The 16,226-nt window shown below is 43.9% G+C and carries 20 protein-coding genes; 18 read left to right on the forward strand and 2 right to left on the reverse strand.

The features are described 5' to 3' along the window. Window positions 1–238: 238 nt before the first annotated feature. Entirely contained in the window at window positions 239–1,669 is a 1,431-nt protein-coding gene (gene glnA, locus H740_RS02950; protein WP_002946283.1) for a type I glutamate--ammonia ligase, read from the reverse strand. A gap of 85 nt (window positions 1,670–1,754) precedes the next feature. Continuing rightward, window positions 1,755–2,534 (reverse strand): histidinol-phosphatase, encoded by a 780-nt coding sequence (locus H740_RS02955; RefSeq protein ID WP_002951173.1) that lies wholly within the window; start codon window positions 2,532–2,534, stop codon window positions 1,755–1,757. Between the two features lie 126 nt (window positions 2,535–2,660). Here H740_RS02955 and H740_RS02960 point away from each other — a divergent pair, with 126 nt between their 5' ends. From H740_RS02960 to H740_RS03045, 18 genes are all read left to right on the forward strand, one after another. After that, complete coding sequence (locus tag H740_RS02960; protein ID WP_002951175.1) at window positions 2,661–3,383, forward strand: hypothetical protein; 723 nt, start codon at window positions 2,661–2,663, stop codon at window positions 3,381–3,383. Further along, window positions 3,383–4,645, forward strand: a complete 1,263-nt coding sequence (locus H740_RS02965; RefSeq protein WP_002951176.1) for a peptidase U32 family protein — start codon at window positions 3,383–3,385, stop codon at window positions 4,643–4,645. The genes H740_RS02960 and H740_RS02965 overlap by 1 nt, the downstream gene beginning before the upstream one ends. Next, window positions 4,642–5,139, forward strand: a complete 498-nt coding sequence (purE, locus tag H740_RS02970) for a 5-(carboxyamino)imidazole ribonucleotide mutase (protein WP_002951177.1) — start codon at window positions 4,642–4,644, stop codon at window positions 5,137–5,139. Before H740_RS02965 ends, purE begins: the two co-directional genes overlap by 4 nt. Before the next feature lie 10 nt (window positions 5,140–5,149). Next, window positions 5,150–5,623 carry a DUF3972 domain-containing protein gene (locus tag H740_RS02975; protein WP_002951180.1) on the forward strand — a complete coding sequence of 158 codons (474 nt, stop codon included), beginning with the start codon at window positions 5,150–5,152 and terminating at the stop codon, window positions 5,621–5,623. Window positions 5,624–5,625: 2 nt separating this feature from the next. Next, entirely contained in the window at window positions 5,626–6,042 is a 417-nt protein-coding gene (locus tag H740_RS02980; RefSeq protein ID WP_002951182.1) for a GyrI-like domain-containing protein, read from the forward strand. Window positions 6,043–6,048: 6 nt separating this feature from the next. Beyond that, the gene (locus H740_RS02985) at window positions 6,049–7,587 is read left to right on the forward strand and encodes an AbgT family transporter (RefSeq protein WP_002951184.1); all 1,539 of its coding nucleotides are present in this window, start codon (window positions 6,049–6,051) and stop codon (window positions 7,585–7,587) included. A 20-nt stretch (window positions 7,588–7,607) separates the two neighbouring features. Continuing rightward, window positions 7,608–8,492 carry a glycine--tRNA ligase subunit alpha gene (gene glyQ, locus H740_RS02990; RefSeq protein WP_002951186.1) on the forward strand — a complete coding sequence of 295 codons (885 nt, stop codon included), beginning with the start codon at window positions 7,608–7,610 and terminating at the stop codon, window positions 8,490–8,492. 6 nt (window positions 8,493–8,498) lie between these two features. Further along, the gene (locus H740_RS02995; protein ID WP_002951188.1) at window positions 8,499–9,236 is read left to right on the forward strand and encodes a Nif3-like dinuclear metal center hexameric protein; all 738 of its coding nucleotides are present in this window, start codon (window positions 8,499–8,501) and stop codon (window positions 9,234–9,236) included. 9 nt (window positions 9,237–9,245) lie between these two features. Then, the gene (locus H740_RS03000; RefSeq protein ID WP_002951191.1) at window positions 9,246–9,956 is read left to right on the forward strand and encodes a zinc ribbon domain-containing protein; all 711 of its coding nucleotides are present in this window, start codon (window positions 9,246–9,248) and stop codon (window positions 9,954–9,956) included. Window positions 9,957–9,966: 10 nt separating this feature from the next. After that, complete coding sequence (gene waaA / locus H740_RS03005; RefSeq protein ID WP_002951194.1) at window positions 9,967–11,106, forward strand: lipid IV(A) 3-deoxy-D-manno-octulosonic acid transferase; 1,140 nt, start codon at window positions 9,967–9,969, stop codon at window positions 11,104–11,106. Next, window positions 11,103–11,861 carry a pseudouridine synthase family protein gene (locus H740_RS03010; protein WP_002951198.1) on the forward strand — a complete coding sequence of 253 codons (759 nt, stop codon included), beginning with the start codon at window positions 11,103–11,105 and terminating at the stop codon, window positions 11,859–11,861. Before waaA ends, H740_RS03010 begins: the two co-directional genes overlap by 4 nt. A gap of 66 nt (window positions 11,862–11,927) precedes the next feature. Continuing rightward, window positions 11,928–13,268: a signal recognition particle protein gene (ffh, locus tag H740_RS03015; protein WP_002951200.1), complete on the forward strand. Its 1,341-nt coding sequence runs from the start codon at window positions 11,928–11,930 to the stop codon at window positions 13,266–13,268. A gap of 67 nt (window positions 13,269–13,335) precedes the next feature. After that, a complete protein-coding gene (gene rpsP / locus H740_RS03020) occupies window positions 13,336–13,566 on the forward strand; it encodes a 30S ribosomal protein S16 (RefSeq protein ID WP_002951203.1) in 231 nt (76 codons plus the stop codon). 6 nt (window positions 13,567–13,572) lie between these two features. After that, window positions 13,573–13,815, forward strand: a complete 243-nt coding sequence (locus H740_RS03025) for a KH domain-containing protein (RefSeq protein WP_002946320.1) — start codon at window positions 13,573–13,575, stop codon at window positions 13,813–13,815. After that, window positions 13,808–14,335 (forward strand): ribosome maturation factor RimM, encoded by a 528-nt coding sequence (gene rimM / locus H740_RS03030; protein WP_002951210.1) that lies wholly within the window; start codon window positions 13,808–13,810, stop codon window positions 14,333–14,335. Before H740_RS03025 ends, rimM begins: the two co-directional genes overlap by 8 nt. Further along, the gene (trmD, locus tag H740_RS03035) at window positions 14,335–15,039 is read left to right on the forward strand and encodes a tRNA (guanosine(37)-N1)-methyltransferase TrmD (protein ID WP_002951214.1); all 705 of its coding nucleotides are present in this window, start codon (window positions 14,335–14,337) and stop codon (window positions 15,037–15,039) included. Before rimM ends, trmD begins: the two co-directional genes overlap by 1 nt. Next, a complete protein-coding gene (rplS, locus tag H740_RS03040; protein ID WP_002951216.1) occupies window positions 15,036–15,392 on the forward strand; it encodes a 50S ribosomal protein L19 in 357 nt (118 codons plus the stop codon). Before trmD ends, rplS begins: the two co-directional genes overlap by 4 nt. A 144-nt stretch (window positions 15,393–15,536) precedes the next feature. Next, on the forward strand, window positions 15,537–15,869 hold the full coding sequence (locus tag H740_RS03045) for a cupin domain-containing protein (RefSeq protein ID WP_002951217.1): 333 nt from the start codon (window positions 15,537–15,539) through the stop codon (window positions 15,867–15,869). The last annotated feature ends 357 nt before the right edge of the window (window positions 15,870–16,226 follow it).

The raw sequence follows: 16,226 nt of genomic DNA on the forward strand, positions 1-16,226 counted from the left end.
AAATGCTCTACCGACTGAGCTAACAAGACATTTTTTCAAAAAACGAAACGTGATTATATATAAAAAAGGCTGATTTGTCAAGACAAAAAGCCGTTGTTTTTCAAATTTGGCCTCAAATTTGATTTATTTTGACAAATTTTGCGTTCGTCAAAAACGCATAAAAAGTCAAATCTGGGCCAAATTTAAAAAGGTCAAATTTGACTGAAAAACTAAAAAGGGATTTTAGCATCCCTTAAATTTAGCAAGAAAAGCAAGTCTTAAACTCATACGGAGTAGGGCGCGCTTCGTACGGCCATACTTGGCTTTCAAATTTATAATGCTGATACGCGTTTATAAACGTCGGTGTCATGATTGGACGCAGGTATTCGTTGTCGCGAATTAGTGCCTCTAGGCTGCCCCTCAACGTATGAGGAAGCTGCTCGATACCGCGTTCTCGGATCTCATCAAGCGTGAGTTTAAATAAATTTTCGTCCATCGGACCGACCGGTTCCATCTTGTGTTTTACGCCGTCAAGTCCAGCCATCAGCATCGCTGAAAAGGCCAAATACGGGTTTGCCGTACCGTCAGGGAAGCGCATTTCGGCGCGGACTGATTTTTCTCCAGAGCCGTACGGGATACGGATCGAAGCGGAGCGGTTTTGGCTAGAGTATGTTAGGATGGAAGGCGCTTCAAAGCCAGGGATTAGGCGTTTGTAGCTGTTTGTGCTCGGGTTTGTAAACGCCGCTACGCTCCTTGCGTGTTTTAGGATCCCGCCGATATACCAGCGTGCAAAATCGCTCAAATTTGCGTATTTTCCCTCACCGTAGAATAAATTTTTGCCGTCTTTCCATACCGACTGATGCACGTGCATGCCGCTACCGTTGTCGCCGTAGAGCGGTTTTGGCATAAAGGTCGCTGTTTTACCGTTTAGGTGTGCGACCATTTTGACGACGTATTTGTAAATTTGCACGTTATCGGCGGCCTCGAGAAGTGTACCAAATTTAACGCCCAGCTCGCCTTGACCTTGCGCGACCTCATGGTGTCCTAGCATGACTTCGAGGCCAACTTGTTCTAAAACCTGCATCATTTCGGCACGCAGATCGACCATGCTATCGGTTGGTTGCGTCATTAGATAGCCGCCTTTTCTTCTTGGGCGGTGGCCGGTGTTGTAGCTATCTTTAAAGTCTCTAGCGTCGTTCCACTCGCCTTCTTCGCTGTCTACTTCAAACATCGCGCAGTTTGGGCTATCTACTATTTTTACGTTATCAAATATAAAAAACTCATTTTCCGGCCCAAAATACGCCACGTCGCCCATGCCACTCTCTTTTACGTAAGCCATAGCTTTTTTGGCTATCGAGCGCGGGCATTTTTCGTAAATTTGACCCTTGTAAATGTCGTAAATATCGGCAAAAACCACGACCGTAACGTCGGCGGTAAAAGGATCCAAAAAGGCGCTGGTCGCCTCAGGACACATCAGCATGTCGCTTCTTTCTATCGGTTGCCACCCTCCTAGCGAGCTCGCATCCATCGGTATTCCGTTTACGAAATGATCTTTTTCTACGAATTTTATGTTATAAGATATGCTGTGCCAAGCGCCGTTCATATCGGTAAATCTAAAATCCACGAATTTAACCTCGTGTTCTTTGCAAAAATCAAAAAAATGATCGACGCTTTTTACGAATTTTCCCATTTTTCGCTCCTGTGTTTATTGATTTCGTAATTTTATCATAAAATTTTGCTTTTAAGATTAATTTAAATAATTTTTTCTACCCGATCTAAAATTTTACAAATTCTCTGTCGCGGTTTTTAAATGCCGCGCACTTGCTAAAGCCCAAATTTCTAGCGAGTTGCTCGCATTTTTCGCCGTTTAGACCGACTTGATCTTTTGCGTGCGCGTCCGAGCCAAACGTGACAGGGATATCCTTTTCGGCGATCATTTCTAGTAAATTTACGCTGGGATACTGCTCGCCGATCGGTTTTCTAAAACCGGCTGCATTTATCTCGACCGTCAAATTTGCCTTTTTTATAGCGTTGATCGCATCTTTGGCAAGGAGTCTAACGTCGATTTTTGGCAAAAATTTAAATACTTTTAGCAAACCCAAATGCCCGACGATGTCAAATTTGCCCGACTTTGCCATTTTCTCGATACAGCAAAAATAATCCCGCCAAATTTGATCTATGTCGCGTTTTTCGTATTCGCCGATAAATTCGGGATTGTCAAAGCCCCAACCGCCTAAAAAATGCACCGAACCGATTAGGTAATCAACCTTGCGCGCTAAAACCCGCTCGTCCATAAAGCCCTCTAAAAAATCGACTTCGTAACCGAGCAAAATTTTGATCCGTCCGTCAAATTCGTCTCCGAGGCGTAAAATCTCGCTCTCGTAAAACTCCATCTGTGAAAACTCCATGCGGTACGCTTCGTCAAATTTCATCGGCGCATGATCGCTAAATCCAAAATACTCGCAGCCCGAATTTATCGCGCTTAAAACGTACTGCCTAGGCTCATCTACGGCGTGTTTACAAAGCGGCGTGTGGTTGTGTAGATCGACTCTCATTTTTGTCCTTAAATATTTTGCAAATGCTATCTAAAATTTGATAAATTTAAGGATAAAGTTTGGGTTTTTAAACTTATATTTCGTTAATTTTCTATATAATCAGCCCAAATTTAAATAGGAGATTTTATGACGCAAGAAGAACTTGACGCCTTGATGGCGGGCGATTTCGAAGATGAAGAGATCGGCGAGGAAAAAGCGGAAGAAACCGCGCCGCCTGCGCAAGAGAGCGCAAAAAAAAGTGATGCAGTACCGAGTGAACAGATAATAAACTACGAAGGCACCGAGATGCGCATATCCTCAAATATGCCGTGGCCTCCGCCTCCACCGACGGATGATCACAAGATGGTTCATCAGCTAGACGACGTCACAAAAGATAGCGAGGAAAAAGCTACGCAGATGTTTGATAAGCTCGATGCGATCAATAACTTCTCTATGGACGCCGAAAGCGGGCTTAGCGAGATTATTAGCGGCATAGAGGCTAATATCGAAATTTTTACCAAACTACATGAAAAATTCCCAAATATCGCCGCTTTTTCCGAGGCGTTAGAAAAAAATAACGCCCTAAAAAGCTCCGCCGAAATGACGCTAGATAACGTCAGAATGGCCGAAGACGAGATAATGATGGCGATGGATATGATGCAGTATCAAGACATCCACCGTCAAAAGATTGAGCGCGTTATCAACGTTATGCGTGCGCTTAGCAAGTATATGAGCAGCCTGTTTGAGGGCAAGATCGACGACGAGAAGCGCGTGGCCTCAGCCGTACATATCGCAGGCGATACACACACTGAAAATCTCGTTAGCAACGACGACATCGAAGCTCTGATAGAAAGTTTGGGCAAAAAATAGTGCTAAAGCCCGAGCTTTTATCCCCCGCAGGGAATTTAACCAAGCTAAAAATCGCCCTAGAATACGGCGCGGACGCGGTTTATGCTTCTGTTGCGAGCTTTTCGCTTCGCACCCGTTCGGCGCGCGAATTTAACCTAGAAAGCTTTAAAGAAGCCATCGAATACACGCACGCCAAAGGCAAGAAATTTTACGCGACGGTAAATGCGTTTCCTTTTAATTCGCAAATCGAGCCGCTAAAACGCCACCTGCAAACGGTATCTGCGATGAAGCCGGACGCCTTTATCATCGCGACTCCTGGCGTCATGAGCCTAGCAAAAGAAATAGCCCCCGAAATCGAGATTCACCTCTCGACGCAGGCAAATGTTATGAACGCGCTTGACGCTAAAATCTACCACAAAATGGGCGCAAAACGCATCGTCGTGGCGCGCGAAATGAGCCTAAAAGACGTCGTAAAAATAAAAGAGCAAATCCCGACGCTGGATATCGAAATTTTCGTGCATGGGTCGATGTGTTTTGCGTATTCTGGGCGCTGTTTGGTTAGTGCGGTTCAAAGCGGCCGCCAATCAAACCGCGGCAGCTGCGCCAACGACTGCAGGTTTAAATACGAACTCTACGCCAAAAATCCAGAGAGCGGAACGCTGTTTCGCCTAGAAGAGGACGAAGAAGGCGGCACGCACGTGATGAACTCAAAGGATTTAAATTTATCCGCGCACATCAAGGATATCATCGAAAGCGGCGCGGTCGATAGCCTAAAAATCGAAGGCCGCACGAAAAGCGAATACTACGCCGCCTGTGCGACTAGAGCCTACCGTATGGCCGTTGACGACGCAGCGGCTGGCAAATTTGACGCGCAAATTTACGCCGGCGAGCTAAATACGCTAAAAAATCGCGGCTTTACCGACGGCTACCTGGTAAATCGCCCGTTTGAAAAGGCTGATACGCAAAATCACGCTAGTAGCCTAGAGGAGGGCACCCATCAGGTAAACGCCATGACTTTAGACGGCGAGTTTTTTAAGTGCAAATATAAAATTTTCCCTGGCAACGAGTACGAGATCGTAGCGCCGCTGGGCGCGCAGATAGATGAATGCGAGAGCGAAATATCTCAAATTTTCGGTCGCGACGGCAAGAAATTTATCAAATTTAAAAAACTAGTAACGAAAAAAGGCAAAGAGATCGCCGAGATCCACAGCGGCAACGAAAACGAAGTAAATTTAGGCGCGAGGTTGCCTAAATTTAGCTTTTTAAGAGAGGAAATAAAATGAAATTTGTTTCAATTATAATGGGAAGCAAGAGCGACTACGACGTAGTTAGCGAGGCGGCGAAAACGCTTGAGAAATTTAACGTCCCTTACGAGCTAATCATAAGCTCCGCGCACAGAAGCCCGAAGCGAACTAGCGAATACGTCGCTGCAGCCGAGGAAAAGGGTGCGCAGGTATTTATCGCGGCAGCCGGCATGGCGGCGCATCTAGCGGGCGCTATCGCAGCAAACACCACTCGCCCCGTGATCGGCATACCGATGGCAGGCTCCGCGCTTAGCGGCGTGGACGCGCTTTATTCGACCGTGCAGATGCCAGGCGGTATGCCTGTGGGTACCGTAGCGATCGGTAAGGCCGGCGCGGTAAACGCAGCCTATCTGGCGCTACAAATTTTAGCCCTAAACGACCAAAATCTAGACGAAATGCTAAAAGCCGACCGAGCGGCGAAAGCTAAGCAAGTAGAGGAAGACTCGGCGAAGGTGGAAGTTTTACTCGCCTAAAGGAGCAAAGATGCAGACATACTTAAATATAGACGAATTTTGCAAGCTGGTGCACCTGGAGCGCGAGGTGATCGAGGGGATGATAAACCGCGGCGTGCTAAATACGAAAGAAGAGGGCGGCGAGATCCTCATAGAAGCTAGCCAGGGCACGATGAGTGTGGTGCCTAGCGTCGTGGCCGTACCTGCGCCCCAGATCGGCACGGACGGCTTTAGCTTCGTGGAAAAGACGATCGGTACGATATTAAATTTACACGAAAAGGTGCTTGATGCCAAAGACGAGACGCTAGAGACTCTGCGCAACGAAAATAAATTTTTAAAAGAGGCGCTAATCTCGATGCAAGAGCTCTACGACGAGGATAGAAAAACAGTCGAGACGCTCACGAAGCAGCTAAAAAATTCGCAAGATGAAGTCGAGTTTTTAAAACGAAAATACAAACTCATGTGGAACAAAGCTGTTGAAAATTTCAAAGGCGATAAGGAATAGGCGTGGAAATTTTAGAGATAGAGGGTTTTAAAATTTTCGGATTAAAAACTCGCACCAAAAATGCCGACGAGATAAACGGCGAAGGTAAAATCCCGGCCTTGTGGGCTAAATTTATGAGAGAATTTTATGACGGCAAGAGTGAAATTTACGGCGTTTATTGTAGTTACGAAAACGGCGTAAACGGGCTTTATGATTTATTCATCGGTACGAAGTCGCTTTGCTGCGGCGGAGAAATTTTAGAGATAAAAAGCTGCAAATACGCTGTTTTTAGCTTTCCAAACGAGTCGCATAACGTAGCAAAGTTTTGGGGAGAAATTTGGAAATATTTTGAAGGCTCAAAGTTAAAAAGAGCCTACGAAACGGACTTTGAGTTTTACGGCGCCGACGAGATAAAAATTTATATCTCGGTTTTAGATTAGGAAAAAATGGACAATAAAAATAACGGATCGATCTTAAGCTTTATCGAAAAATTCGGCAACAAGCTGCCAAATCCCACTATGCTTTTCGTCTATCTTTCGGTTATTACGATTTTGCTATCGTTTGCGCTAGAGAGACTTGGCGTGGGTGTCAGCTATCAAGCTATCAAGGACGGTCAGATTTCGCAGCTAAGCGCAAACGTCGTAAATTTGCTCTCGGCTGACAGTATTAGGACCTTTGTTTCGTCCGTGCTTAAAAACTTCACCGGTTTTTATCCGCTTGGCGTGGTTTTTGCGATCATTTTGGGTATCGGCGTGGCGGACAAGGCTGGGCTTTTATCGGCGCTCGTTAAAAAAATCGCCCTAAAATCGTCCAAAAAATGGGTAACTCCTATCGTGATATTTTTGGGTGTGATGTCTAATGTCGCTTCCTCGGTCGGATACGTCGTGCTGATACCGCTCGGAGCTATTTTATTTGCCGGCTTTGGACGCCATCCTATCGCGGGGCTAGCGGCGGCTTTTGCGGGCGTTAGCGGCGGCTGGTCGGCAAATCTGCTAATCGGCACGAACGATCCGATGTTTGCAGCGTTTTCTACGCAGGCAGCTAGCGTGCTAAATCCAGACTATGTCGTTTTAGCTACGGCAAATTGGTACTTTATGATCGCTTCTACCTTTTTGATCGTGATAGTAGGCTCATTTGTAACCGATAGGATCGTCGAGCCTAGACTGGGTAAATTTAGCTTTGAGGGTGCGTTAAATTTAGGCGAGCGCGGCCAGATCAGCGCAGAGCAAAAGCGCGGGCTAAAATTTGCACTCATCGCGACGGTTGTTTTCGCGATCCTTTTGTTGGCGGCGCTTTTGCCGTCAAATTCGCTCTTTGGCGCAAAAGAGGGCGAGAGCTTTACGAAGTCCGTTTTCATGCACTCTATCATCATTTTTATGATGCTATTTTTTATAGTAGCGGGCGCAGCATACGGCGCAGGAGCCGGGACGATAAAAAACAGCGGCGACGCGGTCAAATTTATGGAGCAAGCCGCCGCCGAGCTGTCTGGGTTTTTGGTTTTGATATTTTTCGCGGCTCAGTTTACATATCTCTTTAACGCCTCAAACATCGGGCTGGTGCTATCTATAAAAGGCTCGGTTTTCTTAAAAGATATCGGCTTAACGGGGCTTAGCCTCATTATCGTTTTTATAGTCGTGATCGCGTTTATAAATTTATTTATCGCCGTGGATTCGGCCAAATGGGCGATGATGGCGCCTATTTTCGTGCCGATGTTTATGAATCTAGGCCTCTCTCCCGAGCTAACGCAGGCTGCGTTTAGGATAGGCGACTCGACGACAAATATCATCACGCCTTTGATGCCGTTTTTCGTGCTGATAGTGGCGTTTATGCAGCGCTACGACAAGGGGCTGAAAATCGGCTCGGTAGTCTCGATAATGCTGCCTTACACGGTCGCGTTTTTACTCTCGTGGGCGGCGCTGATGTCGGTTTGGTACGTTTTTGACCTGCCTTTGGGGCCTGGCGCGGTTATACATTATCTAAAATAAAATTTTAAAAAGGAAGAAAAATGACGTTTTCAGAGATTATTTTGACGTTGCAAAACTACTGGCGCGAGCAGGGCTGCGTGATACTGCAGCCCTACGATATGCCTGCGGGTGCGGGCACATATCATCAGGCGACATTTTTAAGGAGCCTCGGGCCAAAGCCGTGGGCGACTGCCTACGTAGCGCCCTCTCGCCGCCCGACCGACGGTAGATACGGCGAAAACCCAAACCGTTTGGGTGCATATTATCAGTTTCAGGTGCTCATTAAACCGAGCCCCGAAAATATACAGGAGCTTTATCTAAAAAGCCTCGAAAAGCTCGGGTTAAATTTGAAAAATCATGATATCCGCTTCGTCGAGGATAACTGGGAGAGCCCGACGCTGGGCGCTTGGGGGCTAGGCTGGGAGGTCTGGTTAGACGGCATGGAGGTGACGCAGTTTACGTATTTTCAGCAAGTTGGCGGCATCGCGTGCGAGCTGGTTTCGGCTGAGATCACCTACGGTCTAGAGCGACTAGCGATGTACTTGCAGGACGTAAATAGCGTCTACGACATCGTTTGGGACAATAGAGGCGGCAATATCGTTACCTACGCCGACGTGCATAAGCAGGGCGAATTTGAGTGGAGCAAATATAACTTTGAAATCGCGGACGTTGATATGCTGTTTCGCCAGTTTGAAAACGCATTCGGCGAGTGCAAGCGCTGCTTGGAGGCTAAAATTTCGCTACCGGCGTATGACTATTGCATGCTAGCGGCGCATACGTTTAACGTCCTTGACGCGCGCGGAGCGATCAGCGTAACGCAAAGGCAAGACTACATCCTAAAAATCCGCGAACTAGCCAAAGAGTGTGCGCTAACGTATAAAGCCAGCATTGACTCCGCATCCCAAAACGGCGCGAAGGGCGAATAAAATTTGATGAAAATCGGCGAAATTTATAAAATTTTAGACGAGATTAGTCCATTTGCAAGTCAAGAGGAGTGGGATAATAGCGGACTGTTCGTGGGCTCGTTTGAGACGGGCGTGGAGCGCGTTTATCTTAGCCTTGACGTAGATGACGATCTTTTGGATGAGGCGCAGCCAAACTCGCTCATCATTACGCATCATCCGCTCATTTTCAAAGGACTAAAATCGCTAAATTTGGACAAATATCCAAGCAGCTTAATCGCAACAATGATGGCTAAAAATTTAAGCCTAATCGCGATGCATACGAACTATGATCTAAGCCATCTAAATGAGTACGTGCTAAGTGAAATTTTGGGCTTTACGCCAAAGGAGCGCGATGGATTTTTGCTTTATGCGGACGTAAATTTGAGCTTTGACGAGCTTTGCGAGAGGGTAAAAACAAAGCTAAATTTGAGCCATTTAAGGGTTTGTAAGGGGCGAAAATTTGACCGCAATGCGCCTATAAAGCGCCTTGCATTTTGTACGGGAAGCGGCGGTGATTTGATTGATATCGTTAAAGCGGACCTGTTTTTAACCGGGGATCTGAAGTACCATCAAGCCATGAGCGCCGCTCAAAATAATCTTACTATGCTAGACATCGGACACTTTGAGAGCGAGCGGTATTTTGGGGAGTCGCTTGCAAAATATTTGCAAATTTTGCCGATTCCTACTATAATATCCAACTCAAAAAACCCGTTTTCATACAGTTAAAGGAAAAAGATGAATAAATATTTAGAACAGCTAGTCGAGCTCTCAAGCATCGATAAAGACATCGACGATTTTACGCCGCGCCTTGAGAAGGTTCAAAGCGTTTTAAAAGCGACCAAGGACGAGCAGGCGGCGATTTTGGCGCAGATCGAGGAAGCGGCTACGAGCGTGACCGAGCTAAAAAATCAAAAATCTCAAACCAACGCGCATATAGCAGAGTTTAGCGCGAAAATAAAAGACGTCGCCAAAAAAAGCGGCGCTGCAAAAACAGAAAAAGAGATAAAAGCGCTCCAGCTAGAAGACGAGCTAGCTAAAGAGCAGCTAGAAGCCGCAAACGAAGAGGTCGAAAGACTAGAAAAAATCATAGATAGCAAAAATGCGCTTAAAAGCGAGCTTGAGGCGAAGGCTGCGGAGCTTAGCGAAAATTTAGCCAAAATCGAGAGCGAAATCTCGGCCGAAGTCGGCGCTATCGAACAGCAAAGAGATGAAATATACGCTAAGAAAAATAAGCTAGTCGGCGAGATGAATCAAAAAATCTTGACCTTTTACGAGAAAATCCGCAAATGGGCGCACAATACCGCCGTCGTGCCGGTCAAAAAACAGGCCTGCTACGGTTGCTTTATGCAGATAAACGACAAGACTTATTCTGCTGTCATCAAGGGCGAAGACATCGTGACATGCCCTCACTGCGGCCGAATTTTATACAAAGAAGCGGCGAACTAGCCTTTTAAATTTGATAATAATTTATTACGTTTTAGTCCTCGCGGCATTTGCCCTGGGGGCTCTACCGCTTGCGATTTTAGCTTTTAAGAAAAAGTACAGAGCCTCGATCCCCGCTAGATTTTTTTTGTTTAAAAATCCCAAATTTGACGCCTTGCGCGTGCATTTTCACGCGTGTAGCTTCGGTGAAGTGCGCTCTATCGCGCCGCTAGTTAGCAAATTTAAAAACGCCACCGCAGTCTCTGTCATAACCAAAACCGGCTTTGACGAGGCGAAAAAGATCACGCAAAATACGCGCTTTTTGCCGTTTGAGATATTTTTACCGTTTTGGCTAAAGCCTGCTAAAATAACGGTTATTTTTGAGGCCGAGCTTTGGCTGGGGGTTGTGTTTTGGGCTAAATTTAAAGGTTCGCGCGTCATTTTGATAAACGCTAGGATTTCTGATAGGAGCTACGAAAGCTATCTTAAATTTCGCTTTTTTTACGGATATTTGTTTAAATTTATAGATAAAATTTACGCCCAAAGCGATATGGATAAACAGCGTCTACAGCGACTCGGCGCTAAAAATATCGTCGTTAGCGGCAATATAAAATCAGCCTTTTTGCCAAGCCCGAGTAAAATTTATGCCAAGCCAAAAGAGCGCGTGATCGTGCTGGCTAGCACTCATGCGGGCGAAGAGGAGCTGATTTTGCGTGATTTAAATTTGAGCGCAAACGACAAGCTGATTTTAGTTCCGCGACATCCTGAGAGATTTGGTGAAGCAGGCGAGATTTTGGCTAAATTTGCTGCAAAAAACGGACTTAGTTTTGCTAAATTTAGCAAAACTAAAAACTTTGACGCGCAGTGCGTGCTGGTCGATACGATGGGCGAGCTGGTAAATATTTATAAATTTAGCGACATCGTCGTGCTCGGCGGTAGCTTCGTACCAGACGTCGGCGGACACAATCCGATCGAGGCGGCGCAGTTTGAAAACGCGGTGATAAGCGGGGAGTTTATATTTAATCAAAAAGCCTTGTATAGCGCGGTAGATGGGATAAAATTTGCAAAAGCGGACGAGATAAATTCGCTTTTAAAGCAAGATTTACCAAAAGCAAAAATCGTCGCCAAAGGCGATGCAGGCGAGATTTTAAAAGATATTGAGGAAAATTTATGAAAGAAGAAAAAGCCTATAAACTACTGGCGATCCAGGAGGGCATCTCAAACAACGAAGCAAAGGAGTTGATCGACGCGGGGCTAGTTAGCGCCAAAGGGCAAAGGATCGCCGTGGCGCGCGCGATGATGAGCGCGGTGACTAAATTTAACGTACAAAAACTGCCGCGTCCAAGCGTGATTTTTGAGGATGAAAACCTGATCGCGGTTGATAAACCGGCATTTTTAACGTCGGAAAAAGTGAGCGAAACTTATAAATTTCCGCTACTTCACAGACTTGATAAGGAAACAAGCGGCGTGCTTTTGCTTGTAAAAAACGAGGAATTTCAAAAAAAAGCGATCGAGGAGTTTAAAAACTGCCGCGTAAAAAAAGAGTACATCGCGGCTGTAAAAGGCATCGTGAGTGAGGAATTTAGCGTAAACGAACCTATAATCACGCTAAAAAATAGAGGCGGAGCGTTTTCTAAAATCTCGCCAAACGGTAAAGAGGCATTTTCGCACGTAACTCCAGTGATGGTCGCAGGCAAAAAAAGTCTCGTAAAAGTCGAAATAAAAACGGGCAGAACGCACCAGATCAGAGTGCACCTAAATCACGCGGGATACGGAATCGTCGGCGATGAAAAATCCGCTAAAAATAAATCCGCGAGAATGTATCTACACGCCTATAAAATCGAGCTTTTAGGGTATAAATTTAAGTCAAATTTGAGCAGTGATTTTAATAGGCTCGGTTTTGAAATTTCAAGAAATTTTGAGATTTAAAGAGCGATAAAGCTTAAATTTAATAAAATACGCGCTTTAACTATAAATGTAAATAAAAGGTAGAATGTGTTTGAACAAATCAGCGAGTCGTTTCGTTTAGCCGTTAGTAAAATTCGTTTCGTAGACGATGAAAAAGCGCTAAATAACGCGCTTGACGTGCTTAAAAAAGCACTGCTAAAGGCCGATGTTCATCACAAAGTTACCAAAGAGTTGCTAGCTCTCATCGAGGCTGATCTAAAGCAAAGCGGAATAGGCCAAAAGCAGTTTTTAGACGCGATAAAGTCAAATTTGACGAAGGTTTTAACCGCGCCGGGCAATCAAGGTTTTGTGTTTGCGCCAGTAGCTCCTACGATCGTGCTAATGGCTGGCTTGCAAGGTAGCGGAAAAACCACTACGACGATAAAGTTAGCTAATTATCTAAAACTTAGAAAGAAAAAAGTTTTGGTCGCGGCGTGCGATTTGCAGCGTTTGGCGGCCGTCGAGCAGCTTCGCCAGCTTTGCGAAGCAAACGAAATAGAACTTTTTAGTATAGACAATGAAACAGATCCGCTAAATGTAGCTAAGCAAGCGCTAGCTAAAGCAAAAAGCGGGCTTTATGACGTACTTTTGGTCGATACCGCAGGACGCCTAGCGATAGACGAAGCTTTGATGAAGCAGATAAAAGATATCAAATCAGTGCTCGAGCCGCATGAAATTTTTTACGTAGCCGACGCTATGAGCGGACAAGACGGTGTAAAAACAGCAAGTACGTTTAACGACGCGCTAAAAATAAGCGGCGTGGTACTAAGTAAATTTGACTCGGATAGCAAAAGCGGCGTAGCTATTGGCATAGCAAAACAGCTAAATATACCGCTTAGATTCGTAGGTATCGGCGAAAAAGTCGGCGATATGGAGAGTTTTATTCCTGAGCGTATCGTGAGCCGCATAATGGGCGAGGGCGACTTGGCGACATTGGTTGAGAAAACGAGCGCCGTAATAGACGAACAAGAAGCAAAAAGAATAAACAAAAAGATCAAAAAAGGACAGTTTAACTTTAACGACTTTTTGTCGCAAATGGAAAGCGTCAAAAAGCTTGGAAATATGAAAAGTCTAATCGGTATGATACCAGGGCTCTCAAGCGTGGCAAATCAGATAAAAGACATAGACCTTGATAACTCAAAGGAAATTTTGCATATCAAAGCTATGATAAATTCGATGACGCAAAAAGAGCGCGAAAATCCGGACCTGCTAAACAATAGCCGAAAAAGGCGTTTGGCTGCCGGTTCCGGGCTATCTCAGGTAGAGGTAAATCGCTTTTTGAAGCAGTTTGAAAACGCATCAAAAATAGCAAAGAGATTTTCAGGCAAAGAAGGCCTAAAAGGGCTTGGAAATTTACTAAACCAAGCTAAAAACGCTCGCCCTAACTAAAGGGCTTAAATTTGGCTACGAGCGTGGCTAAATTTAAGCCTATTTAAAAAACAGAAGGAGAAATATAATGGCAACAGTAGTAAGACTAACGAGAATGGGACGCAAGAAAAAACCTTTTTATCGTATAGTCGTAACAGATAGCAGAAAAAGAAGAGACGGCGGCTGGATAGAGTCGATCGGTTACTACAACCCGATGGTTGAGCCTGAAGTGGTAAAATTTGACGCTGAGCGCTTGGCTTATTGGAAGGGCGTTGGTGCGAAACTTAGCGATAGGGTCGCAAAAATAACTAGCAAATAATTAAAAATGGTAGAAAATTTTTTACTTGAATATGCTAAGCTCATCGCTGATTTTCCAGATAAAGTGAAACTCGAGCGAGTCGAGCTTGGCGAAAATTTTGCCGAGCTGATAATTTACGCCGATAAAGTCGATACAGGCAAGCTTATCGGCAAAGACGGCAGGATGATAAACGCGATAAAGACTGTAATCGTGGGCTATAAAGCCAAAGATGCGACATCATACCGCGTTACGGTAAAGCCTCTTGAGTGAGCTTGTAGAAGTCGCATTGCTTGGCAAAACAGTAGGATTAAAGGGATTTGTCAAGCTTCATAATAAGGGCGACTTTCCTAACCAGTTTAAAAAAAATGCTATATTTTGTGATAAAGACGGTAAAGAACTTGTCGTAAAAAGCTACAATCACGCAAACGATACGATCTCTTTTTACGGTTTTGAAGATATAGACAGCGCAAAAACTCTCACAAATAAAACAATCTACACTACAAAAGAAGAAACTAGAAAAAACTGCAAACTAAAAAAGGGTGAATTTTTCTATTTTGATGTCATCGGTTGCGAAATTTACGAAAATAATCAAAGGCTGGGTGAAGTAGAGGATATAGACGAGGTTGGGGCGAATCATCTTTTTTTGGTAAAAACAGATGAAAATTTGATTTCCGAAGGGTTGGAAAAAAGTTTTTACATTCCGTATATCGACGTTTATATAGAAAAAGTAGATGTAGAAAATAAAAAAATTTACACCAAAAACGCTATCTTGATTTTGGAAAATTCCTAATGAAATTTACCTTTGTTACGCTTTTTGAAAGCCTTGTACGGCCTTATTTTGAAGATAGTATTTTAGGTCGCGCCAAAAAAGAGAAGCTTATTTCGGTTGATTTTTTAAATCCTCGTAATTTTAGCGTAGATAAGCATAAAAAGGTAGATGACTATATGGTTGGAGGCGGCGCAGGGTTACTCATGACGTGTCAGCCTCTTGATGATACTTTAAAATTTTTACTAAAAAATAAGCCAAACCCCCATACTATTTTTCTTGCACCCGCCGGGAAAAAATTTACTCAAAACGACGCTAGACGTTTGGCAAAAAAAGAGCATATTTGCTTAGTTTGCGGTAGATATGAGGGTATAGACGAGCGTATAATTGAAAAATATGCAGATGAAATTTTTTGTATTGGCGACTTTGTGATGACGGGTGGCGAGCTGGGGGCGCTTTGTATTTCTGATGCGATTTCTCGCAATATAGTCGGCGTTTTAGGAAACAATGAAAGTCTTGAAGTTGAGAGTTTTGAAGGGAATTTACTCGAGGCTCCGTCTTTTACAAAACCCAGTGATTACAAAGGCTCTGGTGTGGTTTCAGCGTTTTTAAAGGGAGACCATGCTAAAATCAGAGCTTTGAAAAATAATATGGCGTTCTTAAAAACTAGGTTTTTTCGTCCGGATTTATACCGAAAATTTGAGCCGCCGACTAAGGAAAAAATATGAGAAACAAGTATATTGAGGCGTTTGAACAAACTCAAATAGCCCAAAAGTCTGTGCCTGATTTTCGCGCTGGAGATACTTTGCGTATAGCTATCCGCATTAAAGAGGGTGATAAAACGAGGATCCAAAATTTTGAAGGTATCTGTATAGCAAGACGCGGAAGCGGAACTGGCGAAACATTTATCATCAGAAAAATCGGTGCAAATAGCGTAGGCGTAGAGAGAATTTTCCCTATCTATAGTGAAAGCCTAGAGAGTATAACTGTTCTAAGACAAGGTCGCGTTCGCCGCGCTAAGCTATTTTATCTACGCGATAGACGTGGTAAAGCCGCTCGCATCAAAGAGCTTAAAAAATAATTTTACTCTTTGCAAAAGTCTAGTTTTAGACTTTTGCCCCCCTACCTAATTTTATTAAATTTCAAAAATTGCTTAATTAAAATCAATTATTTTATCTAAAATTATAGTTACAATGTCGTTATTATTTTATAATAAAGGTTGTAAATGGAAAAAATCGTATGGCAAAATGATGTATTTAACGGCGTTACTGTAACTAAGCTTTTTGATGGGCCGCACGGTAAAGAAATACGCATAAATTTAGAAAAAGGTGCTCAGATGAAGGAGCATAAGGCTCCTGGCGCTATCATGGTGCAGGTTTTAAGCGGCAAGATAGATTTTAGTGTTGGAGAAAATAGTGTTATCTTGGATGCGCTTGATATGGTTACGCTTGAGCCAAACGTCATTCATGCTTTGACTGCTTTAGAAAATAGTATTGTAAGACTTAGCTTGAGCAAAAATGACGATGTAAGTAGAGTTTTTAGGGTCTTAAAGCCTTAGTCTCTGTTCTTGTTGTTTTTGCTATAAAGCTACCGATAAATAATTGTCTATAGAATAGCTGTAATGGCGCTATGTAAGAATAAATGCTTTTTTGGCACCAAAAATATAATAATAAAAAAGAGCTTAAGATGGGCAACTCTGCTGGGGCTTTGTCAGGTTGCCTATTGTGGTAATTCAAATTTTACTGTGCTGGCATCGTTTCATAAGGTGTTTTAAACCTTTTTAATAATTAGTTTGCCTCTAAGTGGCAGCGGCGAAGCCATCAATCTTCATAAGGTTTTATGTGTTTAAGGTTTATCTTTAAATTTTATAAAATTTAGATAATAGCGCGTAACTAGAAACGCTTTTGTCAAATTT

The sequence above is a fragment of the Campylobacter showae CC57C genome (assembly GCF_000344295.2).
GTDB lineage: Bacteria > Campylobacterota > Campylobacteria > Campylobacterales > Campylobacteraceae > Campylobacter_A > Campylobacter_A showae_B.

Excerpts from the sequence above, each read along its gene's own strand:
- glnA (WP_002946283.1), bottom strand. The coding sequence starts at position 1,669 with ATGGGAAAATTCGTAAAAAGCGTCGATCATTTTTTTGATTTTTGCAAA.
- rplS (WP_002951216.1), top strand. The coding sequence starts at position 15,036 with ATGAGAAACAAGTATATTGAGGCGTTTGAACAAACTCAAATAGCCCAA.
- H740_RS02985 (WP_002951184.1), top strand. The coding sequence starts at position 6,049 with ATGGACAATAAAAATAACGGATCGATCTTAAGCTTTATCGAAAAATTC.
- H740_RS03010 (WP_002951198.1), top strand. The coding sequence starts at position 11,103 with ATGAAAGAAGAAAAAGCCTATAAACTACTGGCGATCCAGGAGGGCATC.
- trmD (WP_002951214.1), top strand. The coding sequence starts at position 14,335 with ATGAAATTTACCTTTGTTACGCTTTTTGAAAGCCTTGTACGGCCTTAT.
- H740_RS03025 (WP_002946320.1), top strand. The coding sequence starts at position 13,573 with ATGGTAGAAAATTTTTTACTTGAATATGCTAAGCTCATCGCTGATTTT.
- H740_RS03000 (WP_002951191.1), top strand. The coding sequence starts at position 9,246 with ATGAATAAATATTTAGAACAGCTAGTCGAGCTCTCAAGCATCGATAAA.
- H740_RS03045 (WP_002951217.1), top strand. The coding sequence starts at position 15,537 with ATGGAAAAAATCGTATGGCAAAATGATGTATTTAACGGCGTTACTGTA.
- H740_RS02975 (WP_002951180.1), top strand. The coding sequence starts at position 5,150 with ATGCAGACATACTTAAATATAGACGAATTTTGCAAGCTGGTGCACCTG.
- purE (WP_002951177.1), top strand. The coding sequence starts at position 4,642 with ATGAAATTTGTTTCAATTATAATGGGAAGCAAGAGCGACTACGACGTA.
- rpsP (WP_002951203.1), top strand. The coding sequence starts at position 13,336 with ATGGCAACAGTAGTAAGACTAACGAGAATGGGACGCAAGAAAAAACCT.
- H740_RS02955 (WP_002951173.1), bottom strand. The coding sequence starts at position 2,534 with ATGAGAGTCGATCTACACAACCACACGCCGCTTTGTAAACACGCCGTA.
- glyQ (WP_002951186.1), top strand. The coding sequence starts at position 7,608 with ATGACGTTTTCAGAGATTATTTTGACGTTGCAAAACTACTGGCGCGAG.
- H740_RS02995 (WP_002951188.1), top strand. The coding sequence starts at position 8,499 with ATGAAAATCGGCGAAATTTATAAAATTTTAGACGAGATTAGTCCATTT.
- H740_RS02960 (WP_002951175.1), top strand. The coding sequence starts at position 2,661 with ATGACGCAAGAAGAACTTGACGCCTTGATGGCGGGCGATTTCGAAGAT.